The following is a 24,558-nucleotide window of genomic DNA, read 5'->3' on the forward strand; positions in this document are numbered from 1 at the left end:
AGAGCCAGAGCCAGAGCAGATCAAAAGATTGCTGACTTCGTCAGCGGTTAAGGAAGTAGAAGCCACACCGCGTACGCTTCAAAGATCAGGTCGGCTTTAAGGCCGCCTCGCTTTGGCTTTTGATCTAAAATCGCCCCGTCAAACACGCTGGCCGAACGCAGGCTTTGGAGCGTGGGTAACCCGGCAGGACGCCGGGTTAGCCGCGCTGGGCCATGGATGGCCCATCGCGGCGGCCCACGCTCCAAAGCCGGAGTGAGGGCACACCGAGCCTAGGCGAGGTGCCGAGTGTTGGGGCGAGGACCTTTTGGTTACTTTTGGGTCCCTCCAAAAGTGACCCGCTGTAAGAGCGGAACCATAGGCAGCCGTTACCGCAGCAACGGATATGTACTCGGTCAACTCCAACGACATGGTCGGCCCGAAGGCCGCCACGAAAGTAAGCTGCCCATACTCAGGATTGCCTGACCACCGCGCGTCATCGGTCACAGAGCTGCGCCTTCATGTTTGCACCAAAACAAAACGGCACCTGGGTGCCGTTTTGTGTTCCACGCCCCGGCACGTTTACTTACGCGCGGCCTCCCACTGCTTGAGCAGGTCGCCGTAGGCCACGGTCTCGCCTTTCGGTTTCTCGTTGGCCAGTTTCGGTTTCGGCGCGCCCGGCTGGTCGAACCAGTATTGCGCGTCACGCTCGGGGTTCATTTTCGGGCCGCACACCGGCTGCACCTTGGAGCGTTCCAGGCGCGTCATGATCGCGTCCTGCTCCTTGGCCAGGTTGTCGAGGGCCTGTTGCGGGGTTTTCTCGCCGCTGGCGGCGGCGGCGATGTTGCTCCACCACAGTTGCGCCAGACGTGGGTAGTCCGGCACGTTGGTACCGGTCGGGGTCCACTCGACCCGCGCCGGGCTGCGGTAGAACTCCACCAGGCCACCGAGTTTCGGCGCCATGTCGGTCATGGCCTGGGAGTTGATATCGGACTCACGAATCGGCGTCAGGCCGACGATGGTTTTCTTCAGGGACACGGTTTTCGAGGTGACGAACTGCGCGTACAACCAGGCCGCGAGTTTCTGCTTCTCCGGCGTCGACTTGAGGAAAGTCCAGGAACCCACGTCCTGGTACCCCTTCTTCATGCCTTTTTCCCAATACGGTCCGACCGGCGACGGCGCCATGCGCCATTTCGGCGTGCCGTCGGCGTTCACCACCGGCAGGCCCGGCTTGGTCATGTCGGCGGTAAACGCGGTGTACCAGAATATCTGCTGGGCGATGTTGCCCTGGGACGGCACCGGGCCGGATTCGGAGAAGGTCATGCCCGCCGCTTCCGGGGGGGCGTAGGCTTTCATCCAGTCCACGTATTTCTGCGTGGCGAACACCGCCGCCGGGCCGTTGGTGTCGCCGCCACGGGTGACGCTGGAGCCCACCGGGTGGCAGTCCTCCACGCGGATGCCCCACTCGTCCACCGGCAAGCCGTTGGGCAGGCCCTTGTCGCCGCCACCGGCCATGGAGAACCAGGCATCGGTGAAGCGCCAGCCCAGGGACGGGTCTTTCTTGCCGTAGTCCATGTGCCCATAGATGCGCTTGCCGTCGATTTCCTTGACGTCTTCACTGAAGAATTTGGCGATGTCTTCATAGGCCGACCAGTTCACCGGCACGCCGAGGTCATAGCCGTATTTTTCCTTGAACTTGGCTTTCAGCTCCGGACGCTCGAACCAGTCGGCGCGGAACCAGTAGAGGTTGGCAAACTGCTGGTCGGGCAGCTGGTAGATCTTGCCGTCCGGCGCGGTGGTGAAGGAGATGCCGATAAAGTCCTTGATATCCAGGGTTGGCGAGGTAAAGGCCTTGCCTTCGTTGGCCATCAGGTCGGTGATGGATTCGGTCTTGCCATAACGAAAGTGCGTACCGATCAAGTCGGAATCGTTGACCCAGCCGTCATAGATATTCTTGTCGGACTGCATCTGGGTTTGCAGTTTCTCCACCACGTCGCCTTCCTGCAGCAGGTCGTGGGTCAGCTTGATGCCGGTGATTTCGCTGAAGGCCTTGGCCAGCACCTTGGATTCGTACTCGTGGGTGGTGAGGGTTTCCGACACCACGTTGATCTTCATCCCACGGAACGGTTCCGAGGCTTTGATAAACCACTTCAACTCCTCCAACTGCTGGTCGGCCGTGAGGGTCGACGGCTTGAACTCGCTGCCGATCCATTTCTTCGCCGCATCTTCATACGCATCAGCCCAGGCCGAAGCGCTCAAACCGCTGAGGGCCAGTACGGCGGCCAATGAAATGCTATGTCGCAGCTTATTGTTTTTATTCAACATAGAGACCTCCTGGTTAATTTCAAAAAGGACTACAAACGCCACAACCCTCTGTAGGAGCGAGCTTGCTCGCGAAAAACCCGAGGACACCGCGTACATCCAGAATGCCCGCGTTATCGTTGGCGATTTTCGCGAGCAAGCTCGCTCCTACAAGGTGTCGGGGCACTAGCCCCAACGCATCACACTCAACAGCCATACCAGGGAGAGCGCGGACGCTACCCAGATGCTCCAGTCGGTAACGCCGATCACCAGCAAATGCAGGTAGGCGCTGCCGAGAAGACCGATAAACAAGCGATCACCACGGGTGGTGCTGATCGGCAGGACGCCGCGCCGCGGAATGCTCGGCGAGCGCAGCTCCCAGGTGGTCATGCCCGCCAGAATCAGGGCAATGCCGCCAAAGAACAGTGCAGTGGGGGTGGTCCAGGCCATCCATTCCATCATCGACTCCTCAGACCCGGCCCAGGGCAAAGCCCTTGGCCACATGGTTGCGAACAAACCAGATCACCAGCATGCCGGGCAGGATGGTCAACACCCCCGCCGCTGCCAGCACCCCCCAATCGATACCCGACGCCGACACCGTGCGGGTCATCACCGCGGCGATGGGCTTGGCGTTGACCGAGGTCAGGGTGCGCGCCAGCAGCAGCTCGACCCAGGAAAACATGAAGCAGAAAAACGCGGTCACACCGATGCCGGAGCCGATCAACGGGATAAAAATCTTCACGAAGAACTTGGGAAAACTATAGCCGTCGATGTAGGCGGTTTCGTCGATTTCCTTGGGCACCCCCGACATGAAGCCCTCCAGGATCCACACCGCCAGCGGTACGTTGAACAGGCAGTGGGCCAAGGCCACGGCGATGTGCGTGTCGAACAGGCCGATGGACGAATACAGCTGGAAAAACGGCAGCAGGAACACCGCGGGTGGCGCCATGCGGTTGGTCAGCAGCCAGAAGAACAGGTGCTTGTCACCCAGGAAGCGGTAGCGCGAGAAGGCATAGGCTGCCGGCAACGCCACGCTCAGGGAAATCACCGTGTTCAGGCTCACGTAGTACAGCGAGTTGAGGTAACCGGTGTACCAGCTGGGGTCGGTGAAGATCACCTTGTAGTTGGCCAGGGTGAAATCCTGCGGAAACAGGGTCAGCCCGCCGAGGATTTCGGTGTTGCTCTTGAAGGACATGTTCAGCAGCCAGTAGATCGGCACCAGCAGGAACAGGATGTAGATCAGCAGCGGAATAACCTTGCGCTTGCTCATGTTGGCGGCCTCAGCGGTTGGCGTCGGAGTGGGTCATGGCGGTGTAGAACAGCCAGGACACCAACAAGATGATCAGGAAGTACACCAGGGAAAACGCCGCCGCCGGGCCCAGGTCGAATTGGCCTACGGCCATCTGGGTCAGCGTCTGACTGAGGAACGTCGTGGCATTCCCCGGCCCGCCCCCCGTGAGGACGAAGGGCTCGGTGTAGATCATGAAACTGTCCATGAAGCGCAGCATCACCGCGATCAGCAGCACGCTTTTCATCTTCGGCAACTGGATATGCCGGAACACCGCCCACGCCGAAGCCCGATCGATACGTGCGGCCTGGTAGTACACATCCGGGATCGCTCGCAGCCCGGAATAACACAGCAGCGCCACCAATGAGGTCCAGTGCCACACATCCATCACCAGCACGGTGACCCAGGCGTCCATGGTGTTGGCCGCATAGTTGTAGCTGATGCCCAGGGCGTTGAGGCTATAGCCCAGCAGACCGATATCGGCACGGCCGAAAATCTGCCAGATGGTGCCCACCACGTTCCACGGAATCAGCAACGGAATGGCCAGGATGATCAGCACCAGCGACGACCAGCGGCCCTTGGTCGGCATGGTCAGGGCGATGGCGATACCCAGGGGGATTTCGATCAGCAGCACGCAAGCCGAATAGATGAACTGGCGCAGCAGCGAGTCATGCAGGCGTGGGTCGAGCAGCACCTGCTTGTACCAGTCGGCGCCGACGAAGTAGCGGCTGGACTGGTCGAAGATGTCCTGCACCGAATAGTTGACCACCGTCATCATCGGGATCACCGCACTGAACGCCACCAGCAGGAACACCGGCAACACCAGCCACCAGGCCCTGTTGTTCTGCACCTTGTTCATGGCTGCACCTCCAGCAGGTAGTCGTCGGCATACACCATCAGCCACTGCGCGGGAAAGCTGATGGACGCCCTGCCCTCGGGCACCGGTTTGTCTTCGGCCAGGCGCACTTTGAGGGTGGCGCCGTCGAGGTTGAGGGTCATGATCTTGTAGGTGCCGAGGTCTTCGAGGTGAGTGACATCGGCCTGCAGGGCGTCAGGGTTGTACTCGTCCCACACGTGAATGAATTCCGGGCGGATCCCCACCTGCAGCGTCTTGTAGTCGCTGCCGGCAATGCGTTGCTGCAAGGCCTCGGATAACGGCAGAAGCGTACCGGCAAAGCGCACACCGCCGGCCTCGGCCTGCACTTCGATCAGATTCATCCCAGGGCTACCGATGAAATAGCCGACAAAGGTGTGGCTGGGCCGTTCGAACAACTCACGGGGCGTGCCGAACTGCACGATCTGCCCGCCGTACATCACCGCGATCTTGTCGGCGAAAGTCGAGGCCTCAAGCTGGTCATGGGTGACGTAGACCATGGTGATATTGAACTGCTCATGGATCTGCTTGAGCTTGCGCCGCAGCTTCCACTTCAGGTGCGGGTCGATCACCGTCAGCGGTTCGTCAAAGAGGATGGCCGACACGTCATCCCGCACCAGGCCACGGCCCATGGAGACTTTCTGTTTTTCGTCGGCGGTGAGGTTGCGGGCTTTTTTGCTCAGCAGGTTTTGCAGGTCGAGGACTTCGGCAATTTCCTGCACCTTGCTGTGAATTTTCGCCTCGGCCATGCCTTGGTTTCGCAGGGGAAAGGCCAGGTTATCGAACACGGTCATGGTGTCGTACACCACCGGGAACTGGAACACCTGGGCGATGTTGCGTTTTTCCGGGGTGAGGTCATTGACCACTTTGCTATCGAACAGCACCTGCCCTTCGGACGGGCTCAGCAGGCCGGAGATGATATTGAGCAACGTCGACTTGCCGCAGCCCGACGGCCCGAGCAAGGCGTAGGCACCGCCCTGCTCCCACACGTGGTTCATTGCCCGGATGGCGTAGTCCTCAGGGCCGCTCGGCGTGGGACTGTAGCTGTGCGCCAGGTTCTGCAAATGGATCTCGGCCATCAGGCAACCCTCGCGACGCGGCGCCCGGGGGCCTGGACCAAACGGCCCTGGCCATCGAACACAAACAGTTTATGGGTGGGGATGTACACGCGGATCGGCGCGTCGACGTCGTACTCATGCACCCCCGGCAGGTGCAGCACCAGCAGGAAGTGCTCGCTGCGCACATGCAGGAAGGTTTCCGAACCGCTGATCTCGGCGACTTCCACGGTCACCGCCAGCTCGAGGTCGTCGTCGTTGCTCGGCACCAGGCTGATATGGCTGGGGCGCACACCAAAGCGGAATTCGCCTTCGCCGATGGGACGCAGGTCAACGTTCAGCGGGAAGTGCACGAAATTGGCGAAGCTCACCTCGTTACCGCTGATACGCCCCGGCATCAGGTTGATCGGCGGCTCGGAAAACAGCTCGGCGGCCAACACGGTCTGTGGCTGGTGATACACCTCGGCGGCCTTGCCGCTCTGGATCACCCGGCCCTCGTGAAGAATGGTGGTGGTGCCGCCCAGGGCCAGGGCCTCGTTGGGCTCGGTGGTGGCGTAGATGGCGATGGTGTGCCGCGCCTTGAACAGCTCGCGCATTTCCTGACGCAGCTCTTCGCGCAATTTGTAGTCCAGGTTCACCAGTGGCTCGTCGAACAGGATCAGTTCGGCGTCTTTCACCAACGCGCGGGCCATGGCCGTGCGTTGCTGCTGGCCACCGGACAGCTCCAGCGGGTGACGTTGCAGGAACTTCTCGATGCGCAGCATCCGCGCGGTTTCCAGCACCTTGCTCTGGATCAGCTCGTTGGACACACCGGCCTGGCGCAACGGCGAGGCGATGTTTTCGAACACGGTCATGGTCGGGTAGTTGATGAACTGCTGATACACCATCGACACGTTGCGCAGGCGCACCGGTTTGTGGGTGACATCCACGCCGTTCATCAGGATGCGCCCGCTGTCGGGCTTGTCCAGGCCCGCCATCAGGCGCATCAGGCTGGTCTTGCCGGACAGGGTGCGACCAAGCAAGACGTTGAAGGAGCCGGCTTCGAAGCGCAGGTTGGCGTCGTCGATCCAGGTTTGGCCTTCGACGACGCGGGAGACATGTTCCAGGGTCAATGACATGACACGACCTTTTTATTATTGGAATGAATCTGGCCAGTCGTCAGAGCGAGTTTCATGCCAAAAACGGCAGGTGCTTGATCCGCAAGGAAATGGGTGAAACGGGATGTTCAGGAGCGAACAGAAATGAACAGGTCTGGCTGAACAACTGAACAATCCGGGGGTTGACAATGAACAGTTATGAACAACACTCTTTGAACCCGATTGACGTGGTTGCATCCGTTGATTGTGCAAGACCCCAAAACAATAAAAAGAAGGTCGCCCCATGGCCGAACCCCTGGCTCACGACACCCTTATCCAGGAATCCTGGCGCCGTTGCCGCGCCTTCGGCCTGGACCACCAGAGCACGCCCAGCTTCGATCAACTGCCCGCCGAGGGCATCAGCCAATTGCTGGAAAGCCAGCATTCCCTGGTGCAGACCACGCACCAGGAAGTCCTGCCCTACTACGAAAACATCCTGAGCAATTCCAACTGCCTGATCATGCTGGCCGACAACCAGGGCCAGGTGCTGACCAGTTGGGGCACCCAGCGCTTTATCGAGCCCAAGCTGGCCCGAGGGTTCAGCGCCGGCGCCAGCTGGATGGAGCGTTCCAGCGGCACCAATGCCATCGGCACCGCACTGGCCTGTGCCCAGGCGGTGCATATCGAACATGACGAACACTTCCTCAAGGCCAACCGCTTCATGACCGGCTCGGCAGCACCGATCTTCGATGCCCAGCGCGAAATCATCGCGGTGCTGGATGTCTCCAGTGACAGCTACCTGCCGCCCTCCCACACCCTGGGCATGGTCAAGATGATGAGCCAGACCGTGGAGAATCGGCTGATCCTCAACCTGTTTCGCGGTGAGCATTTCCAACTGACCTTCAACACCGGCCTGAGCAACCTCGACAGCCAATGGGCGGGCCTGCTGATCTTTGACGAGAGCGGCCAGGTGCTCTCGGCCAACCGCCGGGCCGACAACCTGTTGGGCATCAGCCTGTCGCGGGTGATGATCGACAGTTTGTTCAAGGTGTCGCTGCTGGAGTTGCTCAATCAACCGGAGGGCCTGCCCTTTTCGTTGCAGGCGGCGGGACGCAATCGCTTCCAGTGCCTGCTGAAGCGACCGAAGCAGATGCCGGTGCAGGCCCGCGTGTTCAGCGAACCCGTTGCGCCAAAGCCCGCCGCGATTGGTTTGAAGACCCTGCACTTTGGCGATGTGCGCGTGGAAAAAGCCGTGCGCCAGGCCGAGCGTTTGCTGGAGAAGGACATCCCGCTGCTGATCCACGGGGAAACCGGGGTGGGCAAGGAAGTCTTCGTCAAGGCCCTGCACCAGGCCAGTTCCCGCAGCCAGCAGGCGTTTATCGCGGTGAACTGTGCGGCGATTCCCGCCGAGCTGGTGGAATCGGAACTGTTCGGCTACGAAAAAGGCGCGTTCACCGGCGCCAACCAGAAAGGCAGCATTGGCCTGATCCGCAAGGCCGACAAGGGCACGCTGTTCCTCGATGAAATCGGCGATATGCCGCTGCCGACGCAAGCGCGCCTGTTGCGGGTATTGCAGGAGCGTTGTGTGCAGCCGGTGGGCAGCAGCGAGTTGTTCCCGGTGGATTTGCGCATCATCTCGGCCACTAACCGGGCCTTGCGCGAGCAGGTCCAGGCCGGGCGCTTTCGCGAGGACTTGTACTACCGCATCGGCGGCCTGACCCTTGAATTGCCACCGCTACGCGAGCGCAGCGACAAACGGGCGCTGTTCCAGCAACTGTGGCAGCAACACCGGGAGCCAGGCCAGTGGGCCGGGCTCAGCGCCGAGGTGCTGGCACTGTTCGAACAGCACCCGTGGCCCGGCAACCTGCGCCAGGTGAGCAGCGTGCTGCAGGTGGCGCTGGCGATGGCCGAGGAACAGCCGATCCGCCCGGAGCATCTGCCGGACGATTTTTTTGTCGATTTGAACGTGACGGCGCCACTGCCCGCCAGTGAACACCTGGATGCCAGCATCGACCTGACCCAGCGCTTGAAGGCCGCTGGCGGGAATATTTCCCACCTGGCGCGGGAGCTGGGGGTGAGCCGCAACACCCTGTACAAGCGCCTGCGCCAGAACGAACGCTAGCGCGGCTTGACCACCACCAGCAGGTCGGTGAAGTACTCCACCTGGATCGGCAGGTTATCCGCCAGGGTCGACAGCGCCGCCGCCGTGTCATCCAGCTTGAACACCCCCGTCACCCGCAGGTTCTGCAAGGCCTGAGGGTCGAAGCGCAGCAGGCCGTGGCGGTAGCTGGCCAGGGTTTGCAGCACTTCGCTCAGGGGTTGGTCGTTGACCTTGAGCAGGCCACGGGTCCAGGCGTCCGGGTCGGTGTCGTCGGTAGCCTGGGGCGGTTGGGCGCGACCATGGTCGAGGACCGAACGCTGGCCGGCAGTGACCTTGACCCCTTCGCTGCTGTCCCCTTTGACTGCCACGGTGGACTCGATCACCGTCACCACCGTCGTGCCGTCTGGCGCGCGCTTGACCAAATAACGCGTGCCCAGTGCCGTCGCCGTGCCTTGGTCGGTACGCACCACGAAGGGCCGCGTCGCATCCTTGGCCACGTCGACCCAGAGCTCGCCTTGCAGCAGTTCGATCACCCGTTGGTGGCCGTCGAATTTCACGTCCACCGCCGAGTTGCTGTTGAGTTGCAACTGGCTGCCGTCTTCAAGGACGATCTGGCGCCGCTCGCCCACGTCGGTGCGCTGGTCGGCCATCCACACCGGCAGGTGCGTAAGGCCCAGCCAGCCGCAGAGTAATACGCCGAGCACGCCCATCGCCTGGGCACCGCGCGCGCGACGCGGGGCAAATGCGCGGTTCAGGGCCACGCGTGCGGGTTGTGCAGGCAAGGCATCGAGGCTTCCCCACAGCGCGCGCATGCGGTCGATGGCGACGGCGTGACGAGGGTCTGCCTGGCACCAGGCGTTGAAGGCCTGACGCTCGGCGTCGCTGACCTCGTCGTCGTGCAGGCGGGTCAGCCAATTTGCCGCTTGCTGGATGATCTGTTCGGAGTTCATGCCAGCGGGTCTGCCGCGTGCAGGCTGTGATAGCAGTGCACCAGGGCGCTGGAGATGTAGTTTTTGACGGTACTGGCAGACACGTCCAGGCGCGTGGCGATTTCGCTGTAGGTCAACCCGTCCAAGCGACTCAACAGGAAGGCTTCGCGGGCCTTGGCGGGCAAGCCGGCAAGCATTTCGGCGATGCGTTCCAGGGCTTGCAGGGCGATATGGATCGCGGCCGGGTCGGGCATGCCGGCGTCCTCGCTCTGGATCACCAGGGCTTCCATGTAGGCTTTTTCAATGCGTCGACGCCGGGCGCCATCGATCAGCAAACGCCCCGCCGTGGTGGCCAGGAAGGCCCGGGGTTCCTGGATATTTTGCGGCTCGGCCAGCATCAGCACGCGGATGAAGGCATCGTGGGCCAGGTCGGCGGCGTGCTGGGAACACCCCAGTTTTCGGCGCAGCCAGCCCTGCAACCAGCCGTGGTGCTCGCGGTACATCGCCGTAAGGGTCTGCTGACGCACTGAATCGCCCAGCGCGGCCGGAATGTCATGCATGCGCAAAAGAGTCTCAAATGGGAAGAGTTACCAATTGCGCAAACAATGCCAGTAAAACGGTGTAGGAGCAAGGCCCTCCCCGTCGCAGCCCGCTCGCCACAGGGGGCTGGATAGCTGCGGCTTAGCGCCAGCTCCATGAGACACCGGTGTAGATCCCGCGTCCGTCCGCCGGGGTGGAGCGTGCGACATCCAGGCCCTTGTCGTCGTAGCCCGGCGTGACGGTGTTGGCGTAGCGGCGGTTGGTGAGGTTGCGCAGGTCGACCCAGGCTTGCCAGTCCTGCTTGGGTGCGTCGTAGCCGAAGGTCGCGCCCAGAAGGGTGTAGGACGCGGCGTAATAGGAATTGGCGTAATCCACCGCCACCCGCGAGGAATGCTCGGTATTGAGGCTGGTGTAGAAGCCCGTCGGGTGGCCGTAGCGCAGTTGCGCCTGATAGTAGTGCTGGGGGATGCCCGGCAAGCGGTTGCCGCCGAAACGGTCGTCGTCGCGGTAGTGGAAGTCGCTGAAGGTATAGGCCTGGCGCAGGTCGAGCTTACCGCTGCGGCCGCCGTCCCACAGCGGGCTGAGCAGGCCCAGCTCCACGCCCTGATGCACGGTGGGGCTGGCATTGGATTCGGCGACGATGGCATTGCTGGTCGAGGTCTGGGCCTGGGTTTCCACGGTGAGCAGTTCGTGGCGCACTTCGGAGCGGTACAGCGCCAGGTCCCACTGGCCGAGCCATGCTTCGCCACGGCCACCGATTTCCAGAGTGGTGGCAGTCTGGTTTTTCAGGCTGACGCCTTCGCGCTGTAATCCAGTGGCCGGGCCGCTGCCCGCTGGAAAGTATTTGTTGGAACCCCAGATCATCGACCACGCATGCGGCGGCTCGACCGAGCGGCTCAGGTTGCCGTACACCTGCAACTGCGGGGTGAAGTCATAGCGCAGGCCGATGCGCGGTGCGTAGTCCCAGTCATGCTGGCTGAGCGGCGCCTGGCCTTCGGGATAGGTGACCTGGGTTTCACGGCGGGTGTAGGTCGCCGCCAGGCCGGTGGTCAGCCACAGGTCCTGGACCAGCTCCAGGTCATTGCCGATATGCAGCACGGTGTCTGACCCCAGGTAGCTGTAGTCGCGGGTCTTGGTGCCTGGGGCATAGGTTGCGGTGTTGCCGGCTGGCGTGCGCACGTATTCCGATGTGCCGTTGTTGGGCATCGCCTGGGTGGTGCGCAGGCCGAGGGTGGTTTTGCTGTCGTGGCCGAACAGCGTGTCCTGGCGGATGTAATTCAAGGTGCTGCTGATATCGGTGTAGGCCACCTTGAGACGGTTGGTGCCTTCGCGCAGGTCCATCGGGTAATCGTGATAGGCCAGCCCGACTTCCAGGCGCGAATTGTCGTCCAACTGCAAGGTGGTCTTGTTGGCGATCCAGGTGGAACCCGGTTGCAGGCGCTTGGAATCGCGGGCAGCGTTGAGACTGTTGGCGGCACGCGGGTCGTGGCTGATCTGGGCGCGGGTGAGTTTGCCGGGGGTGTCGTTGGTGGTTTCGCGGTAGCGGAAATAGAAGCGGGTTTCCAGGTCCGGGTTGAAGCGGTAGCCGAAGTTGGCGGCCATGCCCTTGCCGGTGGCGGCGCTCTGGCGCTGGTAGCCGTCGGATTCCGAGTCGGTGAGGCTGATGTAGTAGTCGGCATCCCCCAGCACCTGGCCCGAACTGATCTCGCGCTGGGCATAGCCACGGCTGCCGGCTTCATAGCGCACTTGCAGCTTGGGCGCATCGTAGCCGGTATGGGTCACGTAGTTGACCGCGCCCCCCAGAGCCAACGCGCCTTGATCAAAACCGTTGGCGCCACGCAGCACCTCGACGCGGCTTTGCCACAGCGGGTCCTTGAGTTCATAAGGGGTGCCGCCGGGGCCGGTCAGCGGCAAGCCATCGAACATTTCGTACAGCCCTGAAGCATGGGCGCCTGGGCTGCGGTTCAGGCCCGAACCACGAATGGACAGCTTCACCCCTTCATTGTTTGCCGCCTTGGCATACACCCCAGGCTGGTACTTGAACACGTCTTCATTGGTGCTCACCCGCCCCTGCTGCACGCTGCTCATGTCGATGTAATTGGTAGCACCGGGCACGCTCTTGAGCTGCGCCTGGGCGACTTCGCCGGCGCCGGCCTCGGGCGTGGTAACTTCGACCGGCGCCAATTGCAAGTCTTCGGCGTGCACCAGGGAGCTAAAGGTCAGGGCGGCGAACAGGAACGGAGGTGGGCGCAGCAGCATGGGCGGATCCTTGGAATTCGGGGGCGTGAAAGGCTGGGCCGTCACGCGAACAGTGATGGGAAGACAACGATGCCCGCCAAGTCACGCCTTAATAACGGACCAGACGCTTCCCACAACAGCGTCGGACCGGATTTATTTTTTAAGTCCAAAATCGAATTAATACATGCAAACTCAATATTTAAAGAAATAACCAGTACGCATTACTGTGGAGCCATCGAGTCACCTACGAGATCGCCTCCCATGCCTGCATCCGCCACCGTCATCGACTTTACCCTCCACCGCAAACGCCGCCAGGCACGTGCTGCGGCCGAGTTGATGTGGGCGATGTACGCAGCGCGCGCAGGGTTGGCGGTGTTTACCACCCACGCCGCAACGCCCAGCGATACACGCCGGGCGTAGGCCAATGAATTTCCTGCATGTGATTCCCGAACCGCCCGAACCGCTGCCCAAACCCAACACCGATGACGATGTGATCAGCCTGTGCGTTGCGCATAACCTGCAACGCCTGCGCAGCAAACGGCACTTGTCACTGGACGCCCTGGCACGCGCCTGCAGCGTGAGCCGGGCAATGCTGGCGCAGATCGAATCCGGGCGCAGCGTGCCGTCGATCAAGGTGTTGTGCAAAATTGCCAAGGGCTTGAAGGTGTCGGTGGCGGCGTTCCTGGAAGACCGCGCGTTCGAAGGGGTGGAAGTGTTGCCGGCGCAGCAGAGCAAGCGCCTGGTGAGTGCCGATGGCGCGTTTATCAGCCGCGCATTGTTTCCCTACGATACGGCACGCCAGTCCGAGTTCTACGAGATTCGCCTGCGGGCACTCGGCGAGGAAGTCTCCCAAGGCCACGGCCCGGGCATCCAGGAAAACCTGGTGGTGGCCCAAGGCGTACTGGAAGTCAGCGTCAATGACGAGCGCTACCTGCTGTCCACCGGCGATTCAATCCTGTTCTACGCCGACCAGCCCCACCGCTACCGCAACCCGGCGGACAGCGAAGCCGTGGCGTTCCTGGTGATCACCTACCCCGAGCGGCTGGATTAATCACGGCAAAAAAAACGCCCCGACTTATCGGGGCGTTTTTTCATCGCGCGGGACCTGTCAGCAGGTGCAGCACATCATCGGCATGCCGTTGCAGCTCATCATCATGGGCATGGCGCAGTCATTCATCATTTTGTTCATGAGCATGCAGCAGTTGTTCATCATGTCCATGCTCATGCCCGGCATCGGCATCATTTTGCACATCATGCCGTCAGCCATCATGGTGCATTCCATGACGCACTTCATCATCAGCATCGGCATGCCCATCATCGGCATCATGTTCATGCCGGTCATCATGGCCATGGCGTCGGCCGACATGCACATCATCGACATGTTGGCGCACTGCATCATCATCGGCATGCCGCAGTTCATCATCATCGCCATCATTTCGGCATTGGTCTTGAACTGGGCCATGTCCATGCCGGCTGCCGGCTTCATGGTGCACATCATGGCGTCAGCGGCCATTTCGCATTTCATGGTTGCCATCATCATCGGCATGCCCATCATCGGCATCATTGGCATGGAGGTGTTCATCGGCATCTGCATTGCATTCATCATGTTCGAAACTCCGTAATCGACAGGAAATGGCTAGGTTCTGGCGTCGATTCTAGAGAGACCGGAGGGCTGCGCAAGACGCCGGCAGAGCAGCAGGAATGGGTGTTCCCAGGCACGCTTAGTCGAACAAGACAGCTGTATTTGGCGTGATAACAGTGATTAGGACGCTATTGCGTTACTTATATCCGTTACCTGGCGGATATGGACGTCATGGATATTCGATTGAGGAATCTCGTCCAATCTTAAGGAAATAAACGGTCTAACGGATGAGCCTAGCCGTCGGGCTTTTCCAGCGACTGCATCAATTCATCGGCCTCCGACCCTGGTGGTAGCCTGAACCCATGCATTTCATCAGTGGCCAGAATTTCCCCCAGAGCAGCGAGCAACTGCGCCTCTGTCGGCGAGTCTCGCAGCAATTTATGCGCGGGCAGCAACAGCTCAGAGGGGACGCCGTGAACGCTCGCGGCGTCGATCACAGCGAAAAGGATAAAGCGCAGGCGTATTTCGCGGTCCGTCGGCCAAGCCGTTTTTCGCTTACCCAAGGTAGGGCCTCGTTTTTTCAGAAAAATCCGAGGCTATTGCGCACAGGGAGGTGTTTCAAGCATCGGAATGCAAGATAGGCCGCTTCCTACATCCAAAGCAGAAACAGCATACCGAACAACCCAATTACTGCACCGGCAGGAAATTCATCAACAACAGGCTTTGTGCATAGTTAAGGCCAATACGGCGGTAGCGTTCGTCGAGCATCTGGGTCAACAGGTCCAGACGCGCAACAATCTTGCCGAACTCGACGGCGAAACTCAGGTTGCTGCCCTCCTCCGAGATCTCATTGGAAAACAGGAGCAGGACACCGTTTGCATCCTGACGCTTGCTGAGCAGCCAGGTGGCCTTCTCGATATTGCGCGCGGCATTGCTGACGAACTGCGGGTTGATCGAGTCGGTAATGTAGAACTCGGTACGCCCACCGTGGGCGGTCACGATCATACTGCCGATGGCATAGATAAACGCCCCGACCCGATCGCCCTGAAACTCAGGGCTCAAGGAGTAGCTCAGCGCCGCCAGGTCGCGACGCTCCCCGAGGGCGGGTAATGAGCGGCGCTGCTCAATGGCCAGGCGGATCTCCCGCGCAGCGCTCACCGCATCCGGATAACCCGACTGGCGCCACTGGTTGGGGTTACGCAGGTAGAGCTTGTTCATGAGCAAATACAGGCTTTGCAAGTTGTCGCGCATGCCCAGGGTCGCCATGCGATCGACACTGGTCTGGAAGAATTCATCGGGTTTGCCATCGCTGAACTGCTTGGCGATATCCCGCCCCTGCTGCTGGGTGCAGCCACTGGCGCAGAGTATCAACACCACGGCCAGCCACAGGGGCCGAGGCACTCGTCGAGTCTTGAATAAAAGTAACGTGCGATCCATCGGCACCCGATCTGGTTCTTTTGCCCACGCGGGAAATCGGCAGGGCTGGGACAAAGATAGATTGGATAAATGAAAAAAAGTGCAATGGGCTGGGCATATAGTTGTAAGCAGAGCCCGCCGGGGACTGAATCGGCCCAATCGTGAAAGATTCGTTTCAGGGCCTATACTCCATGGAACAGTTGCGAGTGTTGTGGGCGATCCAGGGAGGATCTACATCGCGTATGGCACTTCCCCCCGCAGCTGTACAGGAGGGTCGCACAGATGAAACATCCCATTCGAGCTCAGATTTTTGTCCAGGTGATATGCCTGCTTTCGGTGGCTCAGCTTTTCTGCTGAGCCATGGGTCACTGCCTTTAAGATCAGCTGCGCGTGTGGCTGGGGCAGTTTTCGCCCTGTATTTGGGCCCATCAACTTAAATGCCATTGCTGCCGCAGTAGCGTTCGCGCGGGTTTCAAGCGCGGACGGCCCGACACTACGCGTCTGGTATTAACGCGAATGTTTCATTTATCCAGATTCACCAGCTCGTGCATCCGCGCCCCTATCATTCCCCGCAACCATTCAGCGTGAAACGCCATTTCGTCCAGAGAGATACCCTCACCCAACCGATATTCGAAAACCTTGTCCTTGGGTACCTGACCCACGAGGTGGAAATGCCCATGGCGATCAAACCGGGCGAGGACGTAGGGGCAGACGTAAATGATGTTGCTGAATGGCACCCGCACTTCGTAGGGCCTGCGGCCACGACGGATAACCGTGAGGCTAAGCAGTTGCTGGTTTTCATCGAACGTGAAGGCCTCCACATGAGGCGTAGAGGCCATCCAGGCAAACATCGCACCGATGAGCACTGCGGTACCGAGCATGAACAGGATGAGCGCCGACGTCGTAAAACTCGATTCAGCGCTGGGCGGCGTGCCCTGAAGCGCTCCGAGCCCGGCCAGGAGCAACATCACCAGCCCATAGCCCGGCAACAGCATCAGTAGCGCAATGTAGAACCCCAGGATCCCCCGACCACTGCCGCCAACGCTCGGTAGATCCGGGCCGTAATACCAGGTGGGTGGGTGCGCGACAGGGCTTCCAGTGCTTGGCGCTCCGGGAAGCGTGGCGACGAGGTGAGGTGGGTCTTGACGGTTCATCCAACAGGCTCCAGGGGTTGCAGCGTTCAATAATGGGCGAAAAGCCAGGAACCTTTGCGTTCCCCTCAAACCGTTAGTTGGACGCCCGCCTACGGGCGGCCTTACTTGAGCAGGGCAATCACCGCGCAGACAATCATGATCGCCAGCGCCGGCCACTGCATGGGCATGAAAAAGAAGTGATGGCGCACGCCATCTTCATGCACCTGCCGATTCAGGACAAAGCCCAGCACGGTATTGATGGCCGAGCCAATCCCCACCCCCATCAACAGTTGCATCAGTGAGGTATTGCCGGGTTTGACGCTGGGGTCGGGCCACACCCCCATCAGCAGCAACACCATGGCCACCGGCGTGAACAGTGTCAGCCAGCCTGCGCCGCGATAGATCATCGTTTAATCCTCATGAATGACACGATTGGCTCAAGCCGGTTCGCGTGCTTGCTCTTCAGCCGCAAACACGGCATCGAGTGTGTTGAGGAACAGGTCGTGGCTCAGAATGCCGGTGGCGATGGTCGACAACACGGGTTTGCCGCTCTCGTCCTTGATCACCACCTTTTCGGTCCAGGCGTTGAGGTCGACGGTACGCAGCGACGACATCGGCACCTTGCGCCCCTGGTATTCGAGAAAATCCTGGCTCACCACAATCGGCGTCGTGGTGATTTTGAGGAAGTTGCCGCTGACACGCTTGCCCCAGACCTGCCCGGAGCTGATGCAATTGAACCTGACCGCCCCACCCGACTCCAGCGTCGCCCGCACCCCCGGCAGACGTGCACGTACGTGCAGCTCACGGACCAACTGCTGGAAATCGTGAAAGCCCTTGAGGCTCTCGATCACTCGATGAAACGGCTCCGTGGCATTACGACGGTAAGCCACGTTGGTGATCATGCCGGTCAGCACGGTTTGCCCGGAGCCAAACAGATACAAGTCATCGATCTCGGCAAAGGCGGTGTATTCGCGCTGATCGTTGATGATGCGCTCGATACCATGCTCATACACGTCGTAAAGCGGCGCACGCAGTTTCCTGTGCCAGGCGTAAGCGGCAAATACACCCAGCCCGAGAACCGCCAGCAAAGCGCTGGTGGCGTAAATCAAGGTATGGGGGCTGCTGAAGCTGAAGGCCATGCCACGGGACGTCTGGAGGCTGACCGGCCCTTCATTGCCCGGTGGCAGGATCGTGCCCAGATACAACACAAACCCGGCGAGACCTAACAACACAACGCCAAATATCAAACTGAAAATCAGAAAACCCTTGCCGTGACGGAAACTGGCGATCAGTTCGCCGGTGGCGGAAGGCGCTTGGGAGGGGGATGACTGCATAACGCTTGCGTCCTTGTAATGGGGTTGCGCGCACCGCTGTTTATGCGGGGCCGATTGAACCCTGCCGTCATTGGGCGGGCTTGGCACGGCAGGTTGGAACATGGCCCATTAACATCGTTCCCTGTGCATATGGGTTAATGCCAACGGGTTCACAACGTTCGCGACATTGGGGCCGGAAACACGAAAGCCCCGCTAAGGCGGGGCTTTCGTTTAAGTCCTGGCGGGAAACCACGCCTGGGACCCTCGTCATCTTTCGGACAATGCAGCGCTTGTTTCACCAGCTGGCAAAAGACGTCCCCGGACGTGGAATCATTATCGGGCTTGGCGAAGCACAAGCTCCGACAGACGGGTCTTAACTCGGAAGCAGAACTCACGAATTTGAAATTGATAAGCCGGCATAACCATGTAGTTTAAATCGGGACCCAATGAGTCTTTAATTTCCATGTATTTGGCAGTCTTGGCAGCAATGGCCTGGTATTGCGCCTCGTATTTATCGTAAGACGCTTTGTTGTAGACCTTTAAAACATCCAGTTCTTTACGGCATTGCTCAGCGCGATTTTGGTTCAAGTTTGTTTCTGATTCTGATTGAGCCGCCTCCGGAGAAGTTGCTTTCGGGGCGTCAGCACTGGCGTTCGCAGGTGCAGCCTCGTATCGCACAGTCCACTTTTCTGGGGTCGAAGGTGCGACCTCAGGCGGTGCTTCCCGGACGACGGCAGGAGGTGGAGTCACATCAGGTTTTTCGGGAGTTTTCGTAGCGCATCCAGAGAGGGCAAGCCCTACCACTACAACGATGCCACACATTTTATCCATCGGTTCCACCAAGAGGTAATTACGGATGGCTGAGTCGTTAGGTTCTGGGTAAAAGTAATAACTCATTCAATGATCGAGTGTAATTTTTCTACCAGCCTCAAGGCGCTCAGCCTCTCTTCCTTGAGTGCGCAGATGAACGATAGTAGTAAAAAAATAAAAAGATGACGAGCAAAAGCTGGCTGAAAAAACCACGAATTAAATGAGCCAGTGGAAGTGGCTTCAGTTGCTTGATTCAGGTCCCGGGCTGCATCGGCAATCATCAGTATTGGCTGCGCGAGTCTGCTACAGGGCACAGTAATCAGAAGATCGCCAAACCCCAGAAACGCAAAAGCCCCGCATAGCGGGGCTTTCGTTTGAATCTTGGCGGGAAACCAGGGATTCGAACCCTGGGAACGCTATTAACGTTCGCCGGTTTTCAAGACCGGTGCATTCAACCACTCTGCCAATTTCCCTTGTGCATCACAGGATTAGGGTAGCCCATCCTGTCTCAGCGGGCGCCATAATACCCGAATGAAACACACTGTCAAACTCTCGCCATCGCTTGTTACAGAGCGTCTGTTATGATCTTTGCGACTGAACGTTTCAAAACCGAAGGAGTGTCGCCATGCGCGAACAGAATTACGCAGTGAATGGTAACGCGCAGGCTGAGCAGCTTGAAGTCAGCCGCGTGTTGCGCAACACCTATGGCCTGCTCGCCCTTACCCTCGCATTCAGCGGCTTAATGGCGTTCGTGGCCCAGCAGATGCACGTCGGCTACCCGAATATCTTTGTCGTACTGATCGGTTTCTATGGCCTGTTCTTCCTGACCAACAAGCTGCGTGACTCGGCCTGGGGCCTGGTGTCGGCGTTTGCCTTGACCGGTTTCATGGGCTTTATCCTCGGCCCGATCCTCAACCGTTACCTCGGCATGGCCGGTGGTGCGGAAGTGGTCAGCTCGGCGTTTGCCATGACCGCCTTGGTGTTTGGTGGTCTGTCGGCCTACGTGCTGGTCACCCGCAAGGACATGAGCTTCCTGGGTGGCTTCATCACCGCGGGCTTCTTCGTGTTGCTGGCGGCGGTGGTGGCGGGCATGTTCTTCCAGATCAGCGGCCTGCAACTGGCGATCAGCGCGGGTTTTGTGCTGTTCTCCTCCGTGTGCATCCTGTTCCAGACCAGCGCCATCATCCACGGCGGTGAACGCAACTACATCATGGCGACCGTCAGCCTGTATGTGTCGATCTACAACCTGTTTATCAGCCTGTTGCAGATCTTCGGCATCATGAGCCGCGACGACTGATTTACTCGCTGCATAAAAAATGCCCCGTATCGAAAGATGCGGGGCATTTTTGTTTTCGGGGTATCAGTACTGGTTGGGTTCCATTTCCAGCTCGACCTTGAAACGCTGGGCGATGTCGCGCTGGATACGCTGGGCCAAGTTGGCAATATCGTGCCCTGTGGCGCCGCCATAGTTGACCAGCACCAGCGCCTGCAGGGCATGCACGCCGGCATCGCCGTCACGAAAGCCCTTCCAGCCGGCCTTGTCGATCAGCCAGCCAGCGGCCAGCTTCATCTGCCCATCCGCCTGTGGGTAAGCCACCAGGTCCGGATACTGTGCCTGTAACTCTTCAGCCAGGGCTTTGGACACCAACGGGTTCTTGAAGAAGCTGCCGGCATTGCCAAGCACTGCCGGGTCGGGCAATTTTTCGCTACGGATGCTGCAAATCGCGCGACTGACATCGCTCGGTGTCGCCTCGGTGATCCCCTGCCCTGCCAGGCGCTGCTGCACTGGGCCGTAGTCGAGCTTGAGGTGGCTGGCGCGGCTCAGGGCAAAGCGTACCCGCAGGATCAACCAGCGCCCGGTTTCGTGCTTGAACAGGCTGTCGCGGTAGGCAAAGTTGCATTCTTCCAGGCTGAAATCGCGCAACTCGCCCGTCTGGCGATCGAGGGCGGTCAAGCCGGCAAAGACGTCCTTGATCTCCACACCGTAGGCACCGATGTTCTGCATGGGGGCGGCACCGACGGTGCCGGGGATCAGGCTGAGGTTTTCCAGACCACAGAAGCCCTGCTCCAGGGTCCACAGCACAAACGGGTGCCAGGCCTCGCCTGCTTCGGCTTCGACCACCACCTGCACGCCATCATCCTGCAGCACGCGAATACCCTGGGTGGCCATGCGCAACACCAGGGCAGGAATGTCCTGGGTCAGCAGCAAGTTGCTGCCACCGCCGATCACCAGCAAGGGCAACGCCTGGGTCGACGCATAGGCCAGTGCCTCGCGCACATCGGCGTCACTGCGGGCCTCGGCGAACAGTCGGGCACGCACATCAATGCCAAAGCTGTTGAATGGCTTGAGCGACACCTGCGCCCGCACTTGCAAGGTCATAACCGCCCCTTCAATTCGATCACCAGTAAATCACACGCCCGCTCGATCAGGTCCAGGACCCACTCGAAGCCTTGTTCGCCTTCGTAGTAGGGATCCGGCACCTCGTCCACTTCAGCCTCATAGCGCCGCAGGAACAGGTCCAACTCCGCCTTGCCCTGGCCGGGCTGCATGGCCTTGAGGTTGCGCAGGTTGCTGTGGTCCATGGCCAGGATCAGGTCGTAGCGCGCAAAGTCGGCGCGGGAGACCTGCCGGGCCCTCTGGGCCGACAAATCGTAGCCGCGCACCAGCGCCGCACGTTGGCTGCGCTGGTCCGGCGGGTTGCCGACATGCCACTCGCCGGTGCCGGCGGACGCTACGTCGACCTGCCCCGCCAACCCGGCTTCGCGCAATTTATGGCGCAGTACGCCCTCAGCGGTGGGCGAGCGGCAGATATTGCCCAGGCAGACAAACAGAACCTCCATCAGGCCCCCAGCAGGCGACGGACGCGCTCAAGGTCTTCCGGGGTATCGACACCCGCAGGCGGTGCTTCCAGAGCATCGCCCACGTGGATGCGTACGCCGTGCCAAAGGGCTCGGAGTTGCTCCAGGGATTCGGTATTTTCCAACCAGCACGGCCCCCAGCTGACGAAGTCATGCAGAAACCCCGCACGATAGGCGTAGATACCTATATGGCGACGATACGGCACGCCTTCCGGCAGCAGGTCAGGGTTCCTGGCGAAGGCGTCGCGCGCCCAGGGCAAGGTCGAACGGCTGAAGGTCAGCGCCAGGCCGTTGACATCACTGACCACCTTGACCACGTTCGGGTTGAACAGGGTGTCGATGTCTTCAATCGGCTCAGCCAGGGTCGCCATACGCGCTTCACCGTGGGCGGCCAGGTTGGCGGCCACCTGGTCGATCACGCCCGGCGGGATCAACGGCTCGTCGCCTTGCACATTGACCACGATGGCGTCTGGCGCCAGGCCCAACTGCGTGGCCACTTCGGCCAGGCGATCGGTGCCGGAGTTGTGATCTTCACGGGTCAGCACCGCTTCGGCGCCGAACCCTTTGCAGGCTTCGATGATGCGCGGGTCATCAGTGGCCACCACGACACGCTCAGCGCTGCTTTTGCAGGCCTGCTCCCACACCAGCTGGATCATCGGCTTGCTGCCGATCAGTTGCAGCGGCTTGCCCGGCAGGCGTGTCGAGGCGTAGCGGGAAGGAATGACAACGGTAAAGGCTGTGGTCATTTATCCAGGCGCTCGTCGGTGGTCAGGGTGCGGGCTTCGCTTTCCAGCATCACCGGGATGCCATCACGGATCGGGTACGCCAGGCCGGCGCCCTTGCTGATCAGCTCGGTTTTATCGGCGCTGAGCTTGAGCGGGCCTTTGCAGATCGGGCAAGCGAGGATGTCGAGCAGTTTGGTGTCCATGAGTGTTTCCTGGAAAAAAGCGTTTAAGGCAAAAGACGGGCGGGCAGCAGGCGCATCAGCTGCGTGTCGAACCAGGCGACGAACGCCGGCGACGGCACCGCATCCACCGCAAGGTACCACCAGTCGGGCTGGGCAAAGGCGCGGCACTTCACCGCGTCCTTCTCGGTCATGACCAGTGGCAATGACGGGGTAAAACTCAAGACCTCGGCACTGTAGGGCGCATGGTCGGCGAAAGCATGGGGAATCGGCTGCCAGTGTAGCGTTTCGAGGGTGTTGAAGAAACGTTGCGGGTTGCCGATACCGGCAACCGCATGTACCTGCTGCCCCTCAGGAAAATACGCCAGCGACTGGCGCTCGCCGCTGTGCAGGTTGACCAATGCGGTAGGTTGCAGGCGAAATCCAAAGCCGTCGTCGCGATCCGAGCCGGCACCGTTGTAGAGCAGTGCATCCACACTGTGCAAACGCTCAACCGGTTCGCGCAACGGCCCCGCCGGCAGGCAACGGCGATTGCCCAGGCCCCGGGCGGCGTCGATCAGCACCAGTTCCAGGTCACGGGCCAGGCGGTAGTGTTGCAGCCCGTCGTCGGAGAGGATCAGGTCGAGGGTCTCGCTGGCAAGCAAGGCCTGCACCGCACGACTGCGGTCGGGATCGATCATCAGCGGCACGCCGCAGCGCTGCACGATCAGCAAAGGCTCGTCGCCCGCCACCGTGGCGCTGTGGCTCGCCTCGACGCGCCATGGCAACTGCGGCGGCTTGGCGCCATACCCGCGACTGACCACACCCACCCGCAGGCCACTGCGCCGACAGTGTTCGATCAACCACAGGATCAACGGCGTCTTGCCGGTGCCGCCCACGGTGATATTACCGACCACCACCACCGGCACCGGCGATTGATAGATCTCGCCCTCTCCCGCCAGGAACCGCGCGCGCTTGCGCTGCACCACCCGGCGATACAACGATTCCAGCGGACGCAACAACGCCAGTGCCGGATGGCCCTCGTACCAGGCCTTGAGCAAACGATCGGACATGGCCATCAGGGTTGGCTCGCCGCCTCGACAGTGCTCATGCGCAGATGGCTGAAACCGAGCTTGCCGGCAGCGTCCATCGCAGTGATCACGGCCTGGTGCTGGGTCTTGCCATCGGCACTGATGGACAACGGCATCTTGGTATCGCCGCCGGACTCTTTCTCCAGGGCCGCCATGAGGCTGGCGAGGTCGTTTTTCTCGAGCACCTGGTTATTCACCGAAAACGCGCCGTCGGCGCTGATGGCGATGTCCAGTTGCTTGACTTCCTGGTCTTCGGCCGGCGAACCACTCACGGCTTCCGGCAGGTCGACGCGCAGTTCGGTCTGCCGGGTGAAGGTGGTGGTGACGACAAAAAACAGCAGCAGGATAAACACCACGTCGATCAACGACGCGAGGTTGATGTCGACATTTTCCCGTTGCTTGCGGCGAAATTTCACGCTTTGCCCCCAACCAGGTCCACATCACGGTCGCCCTGCACCACTTCCACCAGCTTGATGGCTTCCTGCTCCATACCGACCACCAGTTCATCGATGCGCCGCTGCAGGAAACGATGGAAGAACACCGAAGGAATACCGACCATCAGGCCCGCCGCCGTGGTAATCAGGGCCTTGGAGATACCGCCGGCCAGCACGGCCGCGTTGGTGGTCATGCCCGAGCCCATGAACGAGCTGAAAATATCGATCATGCCCAGTACCGTCCCCAGCAAACCGAGCAACGGCGCCATGGCTGCGATGGTGCCGAGGGCGTTGATATAGCGTTCCAGTTCATGGATGACCCGGGCGGCGGCCTCTTCGATGCACTCCTTCATGATCTCGCGACCATGCTTGGAGTTGGCCAGGCCGGCGGCGAGGATTTCACCCAGGGGCGAGTTGGCGCGCAGTTCCTTGAGTTTGTCCTTGTCCAGCTGCTTGTTCTTGATCCAGCTCCAGACCTGCCCCAGCAGATGCTCGGGGGTGACGCGACTGGCGCGCAGGGTCCACAAACGTTCGGCAACGATGCCGAGTGCGGCGATGGAGCTCAGGATGATGGGCAACATCATCCAGCCGCCAGATTTGACCAATTCCCACACAGTGAATGTCCCCTCGAAAAAGTGCGCCACTTTACCATATAGGTT

General features: G+C 60.4%; 27 protein-coding genes and 1 tRNA gene. 5 read left to right on the forward strand and 23 right to left on the reverse strand.

Annotated features, from left to right (window positions below; translation table 11 throughout):
• Positions 1 to 558 precede the first annotated feature (558 nt).
• From Q8X51_RS04645 to Q8X51_RS04670, 6 genes are all read right to left on the reverse strand, one after another.
• Positions 559 to 2,301, reverse strand: a complete 1,743-nt coding sequence (locus tag Q8X51_RS04645; protein ID WP_065927121.1) for an ABC transporter substrate-binding protein — start codon at positions 2,299 to 2,301, stop codon at positions 559 to 561.
• Positions 2,302 to 2,463: 162 nt separating this feature from the next.
• The gene (locus Q8X51_RS04650) at positions 2,464 to 2,736 is read right to left on the reverse strand and encodes a DUF2160 domain-containing protein (protein WP_027607297.1); all 273 of its coding nucleotides are present in this window, start codon (positions 2,734 to 2,736) and stop codon (positions 2,464 to 2,466) included.
• A 10-nt stretch (positions 2,737 to 2,746) separates the two neighbouring features.
• Positions 2,747 to 3,547, reverse strand: a complete 801-nt coding sequence (locus Q8X51_RS04655; protein ID WP_003174634.1) for a carbohydrate ABC transporter permease — start codon at positions 3,545 to 3,547, stop codon at positions 2,747 to 2,749.
• 10 nt (positions 3,548 to 3,557) lie between these two features.
• Positions 3,558 to 4,424 (reverse strand): carbohydrate ABC transporter permease, encoded by an 867-nt coding sequence (locus tag Q8X51_RS04660; RefSeq protein ID WP_065927120.1) that lies wholly within the window; start codon positions 4,422 to 4,424, stop codon positions 3,558 to 3,560.
• Positions 4,421 to 5,518: an ABC transporter ATP-binding protein gene (locus tag Q8X51_RS04665; RefSeq protein WP_065927119.1), complete on the reverse strand. Its 1,098-nt coding sequence runs from the start codon at positions 5,516 to 5,518 to the stop codon at positions 4,421 to 4,423. Before Q8X51_RS04665 ends, Q8X51_RS04660 begins: the two co-directional genes overlap by 4 nt.
• Entirely contained in the window at positions 5,518 to 6,612 is a 1,095-nt protein-coding gene (locus Q8X51_RS04670) for an ABC transporter ATP-binding protein (RefSeq protein ID WP_027607299.1), read from the reverse strand. The genes Q8X51_RS04665 and Q8X51_RS04670 overlap by 1 nt, the downstream gene beginning before the upstream one ends.
• A 262-nt stretch (positions 6,613 to 6,874) precedes the next feature.
• Here Q8X51_RS04670 and Q8X51_RS04675 point away from each other — a divergent pair, with 262 nt between their 5' ends.
• Positions 6,875 to 8,692: a sigma-54-dependent Fis family transcriptional regulator gene (locus Q8X51_RS04675; protein ID WP_065927118.1), complete on the forward strand. Its 1,818-nt coding sequence runs from the start codon at positions 6,875 to 6,877 to the stop codon at positions 8,690 to 8,692.
• Here Q8X51_RS04675 and Q8X51_RS04680 read toward each other — a convergent pair.
• The 3 genes from Q8X51_RS04680 to Q8X51_RS04690 all read right to left on the reverse strand — a co-directional run bounded on the left by Q8X51_RS04680 (position 8,689) and on the right by Q8X51_RS04690 (position 12,399).
• Positions 8,689 to 9,621: a FecR family protein gene (locus Q8X51_RS04680; protein WP_407694090.1), complete on the reverse strand. Its 933-nt coding sequence runs from the start codon at positions 9,619 to 9,621 to the stop codon at positions 8,689 to 8,691. The two genes, Q8X51_RS04675 and Q8X51_RS04680, sit on opposite strands and share 4 nt — an antisense overlap.
• Positions 9,618 to 10,160: a sigma-70 family RNA polymerase sigma factor gene (locus tag Q8X51_RS04685; protein WP_407694091.1), complete on the reverse strand. Its 543-nt coding sequence runs from the start codon at positions 10,158 to 10,160 to the stop codon at positions 9,618 to 9,620. The genes Q8X51_RS04680 and Q8X51_RS04685 overlap by 4 nt, the downstream gene beginning before the upstream one ends.
• A 121-nt stretch (positions 10,161 to 10,281) precedes the next feature.
• Positions 10,282 to 12,399: a TonB-dependent receptor family protein gene (locus Q8X51_RS04690; protein WP_407694092.1), complete on the reverse strand. Its 2,118-nt coding sequence runs from the start codon at positions 12,397 to 12,399 to the stop codon at positions 10,282 to 10,284.
• Positions 12,400 to 12,639: 240 nt separating this feature from the next.
• Between Q8X51_RS04690 and Q8X51_RS04695 the strand changes: the two genes are divergently transcribed.
• The 3 genes from Q8X51_RS04695 to Q8X51_RS04705 all read left to right on the forward strand — a co-directional run bounded on the left by Q8X51_RS04695 (position 12,640) and on the right by Q8X51_RS04705 (position 14,000).
• A complete protein-coding gene (locus tag Q8X51_RS04695) occupies positions 12,640 to 12,798 on the forward strand; it encodes a hypothetical protein (protein WP_162844266.1) in 159 nt (52 codons plus the stop codon).
• A 4-nt stretch (positions 12,799 to 12,802) separates the two neighbouring features.
• On the forward strand, positions 12,803 to 13,429 hold the full coding sequence (locus Q8X51_RS04700) for a helix-turn-helix domain-containing protein (protein WP_065927114.1): 627 nt from the start codon (positions 12,803 to 12,805) through the stop codon (positions 13,427 to 13,429).
• Positions 13,430 to 13,493: 64 nt separating this feature from the next.
• The gene (locus Q8X51_RS04705; RefSeq protein WP_407694093.1) at positions 13,494 to 14,000 is read left to right on the forward strand and encodes a hypothetical protein; all 507 of its coding nucleotides are present in this window, start codon (positions 13,494 to 13,496) and stop codon (positions 13,998 to 14,000) included.
• Positions 14,001 to 14,253: 253 nt separating this feature from the next.
• On the opposite strand, the gene Q8X51_RS04710 is transcribed toward Q8X51_RS04705, so the two are convergent.
• The 7 genes from Q8X51_RS04710 to Q8X51_RS04740 all read right to left on the reverse strand — a co-directional run bounded on the left by Q8X51_RS04710 (position 14,254) and on the right by Q8X51_RS04740 (position 19,105).
• Positions 14,254 to 14,523, reverse strand: coding sequence for a hypothetical protein (locus Q8X51_RS04710; RefSeq protein WP_065927112.1), 270 nt, complete (start codon positions 14,521 to 14,523; stop codon positions 14,254 to 14,256).
• A 124-nt stretch (positions 14,524 to 14,647) separates the two neighbouring features.
• Entirely contained in the window at positions 14,648 to 15,397 is a 750-nt protein-coding gene (locus Q8X51_RS04715; protein ID WP_027607308.1) for a hypothetical protein, read from the reverse strand.
• A 500-nt stretch (positions 15,398 to 15,897) separates the two neighbouring features.
• Positions 15,898 to 16,530, reverse strand: a complete 633-nt coding sequence (locus Q8X51_RS04720; RefSeq protein WP_407694094.1) for a hypothetical protein — start codon at positions 16,528 to 16,530, stop codon at positions 15,898 to 15,900.
• A 101-nt stretch (positions 16,531 to 16,631) separates the two neighbouring features.
• Positions 16,632 to 16,916, reverse strand: a complete 285-nt coding sequence (locus tag Q8X51_RS04725) for a hypothetical protein (protein ID WP_027607310.1) — start codon at positions 16,914 to 16,916, stop codon at positions 16,632 to 16,634.
• Positions 16,917 to 16,946: 30 nt separating this feature from the next.
• Entirely contained in the window at positions 16,947 to 17,843 is an 897-nt protein-coding gene (locus tag Q8X51_RS04730) for a hypothetical protein (RefSeq protein WP_137212182.1), read from the reverse strand.
• 312 nt (positions 17,844 to 18,155) lie between these two features.
• Complete coding sequence (locus Q8X51_RS04735) at positions 18,156 to 18,719, reverse strand: hypothetical protein (RefSeq protein WP_407694095.1); 564 nt, start codon at positions 18,717 to 18,719, stop codon at positions 18,156 to 18,158.
• A gap of 295 nt (positions 18,720 to 19,014) precedes the next feature.
• Positions 19,015 to 19,105: transfer RNA gene (locus tag Q8X51_RS04740), tRNA-Ser, on the reverse strand.
• A 152-nt stretch (positions 19,106 to 19,257) separates the two neighbouring features.
• Between Q8X51_RS04740 and Q8X51_RS04745 the strand changes: the two genes are divergently transcribed.
• A complete protein-coding gene (locus tag Q8X51_RS04745) occupies positions 19,258 to 19,929 on the forward strand; it encodes a Bax inhibitor-1/YccA family protein (RefSeq protein ID WP_027607314.1) in 672 nt (223 codons plus the stop codon).
• A 63-nt stretch (positions 19,930 to 19,992) separates the two neighbouring features.
• Here the strand turns inward: Q8X51_RS04745 and murB are convergent, their stop codons facing one another.
• The 7 genes from murB to Q8X51_RS04780 are packed head-to-tail and all read right to left on the reverse strand — an operon-like array spanning position 19,993 to position 24,513.
• Positions 19,993 to 21,012, reverse strand: a complete 1,020-nt coding sequence (gene murB / locus Q8X51_RS04750; protein WP_065927095.1) for a UDP-N-acetylmuramate dehydrogenase — start codon at positions 21,010 to 21,012, stop codon at positions 19,993 to 19,995.
• Positions 21,009 to 21,473 carry a low molecular weight protein-tyrosine-phosphatase gene (locus tag Q8X51_RS04755; RefSeq protein ID WP_065927094.1) on the reverse strand — a complete coding sequence of 155 codons (465 nt, stop codon included), beginning with the start codon at positions 21,471 to 21,473 and terminating at the stop codon, positions 21,009 to 21,011. Before Q8X51_RS04755 ends, murB begins: the two co-directional genes overlap by 4 nt.
• Entirely contained in the window at positions 21,473 to 22,237 is a 765-nt protein-coding gene (gene kdsB / locus Q8X51_RS04760; RefSeq protein WP_065927093.1) for a 3-deoxy-manno-octulosonate cytidylyltransferase, read from the reverse strand. The genes Q8X51_RS04755 and kdsB overlap by 1 nt, the downstream gene beginning before the upstream one ends.
• Positions 22,234 to 22,419 (reverse strand): Trm112 family protein, encoded by a 186-nt coding sequence (locus tag Q8X51_RS04765; RefSeq protein WP_003174668.1) that lies wholly within the window; start codon positions 22,417 to 22,419, stop codon positions 22,234 to 22,236. The genes kdsB and Q8X51_RS04765 overlap by 4 nt, the downstream gene beginning before the upstream one ends.
• A 23-nt stretch (positions 22,420 to 22,442) precedes the next feature.
• Entirely contained in the window at positions 22,443 to 23,453 is a 1,011-nt protein-coding gene (lpxK, locus tag Q8X51_RS04770; protein ID WP_074847165.1) for a tetraacyldisaccharide 4'-kinase, read from the reverse strand.
• Positions 23,453 to 23,881, reverse strand: a complete 429-nt coding sequence (locus tag Q8X51_RS04775; RefSeq protein WP_027607319.1) for an ExbD/TolR family protein — start codon at positions 23,879 to 23,881, stop codon at positions 23,453 to 23,455. The genes lpxK and Q8X51_RS04775 overlap by 1 nt, the downstream gene beginning before the upstream one ends.
• The gene (locus Q8X51_RS04780; protein ID WP_027607320.1) at positions 23,878 to 24,513 is read right to left on the reverse strand and encodes a MotA/TolQ/ExbB proton channel family protein; all 636 of its coding nucleotides are present in this window, start codon (positions 24,511 to 24,513) and stop codon (positions 23,878 to 23,880) included. Before Q8X51_RS04780 ends, Q8X51_RS04775 begins: the two co-directional genes overlap by 4 nt.
• Between the last annotated feature and the right edge of the window lie 45 nt (positions 24,514 to 24,558).

The sequence above is a fragment of the Pseudomonas sp. Yb2C2 genome (assembly GCF_052112325.1).
Classification (GTDB): Bacteria; Pseudomonadota; Gammaproteobacteria; order Pseudomonadales; family Pseudomonadaceae; genus Aquipseudomonas; species Aquipseudomonas marginalis.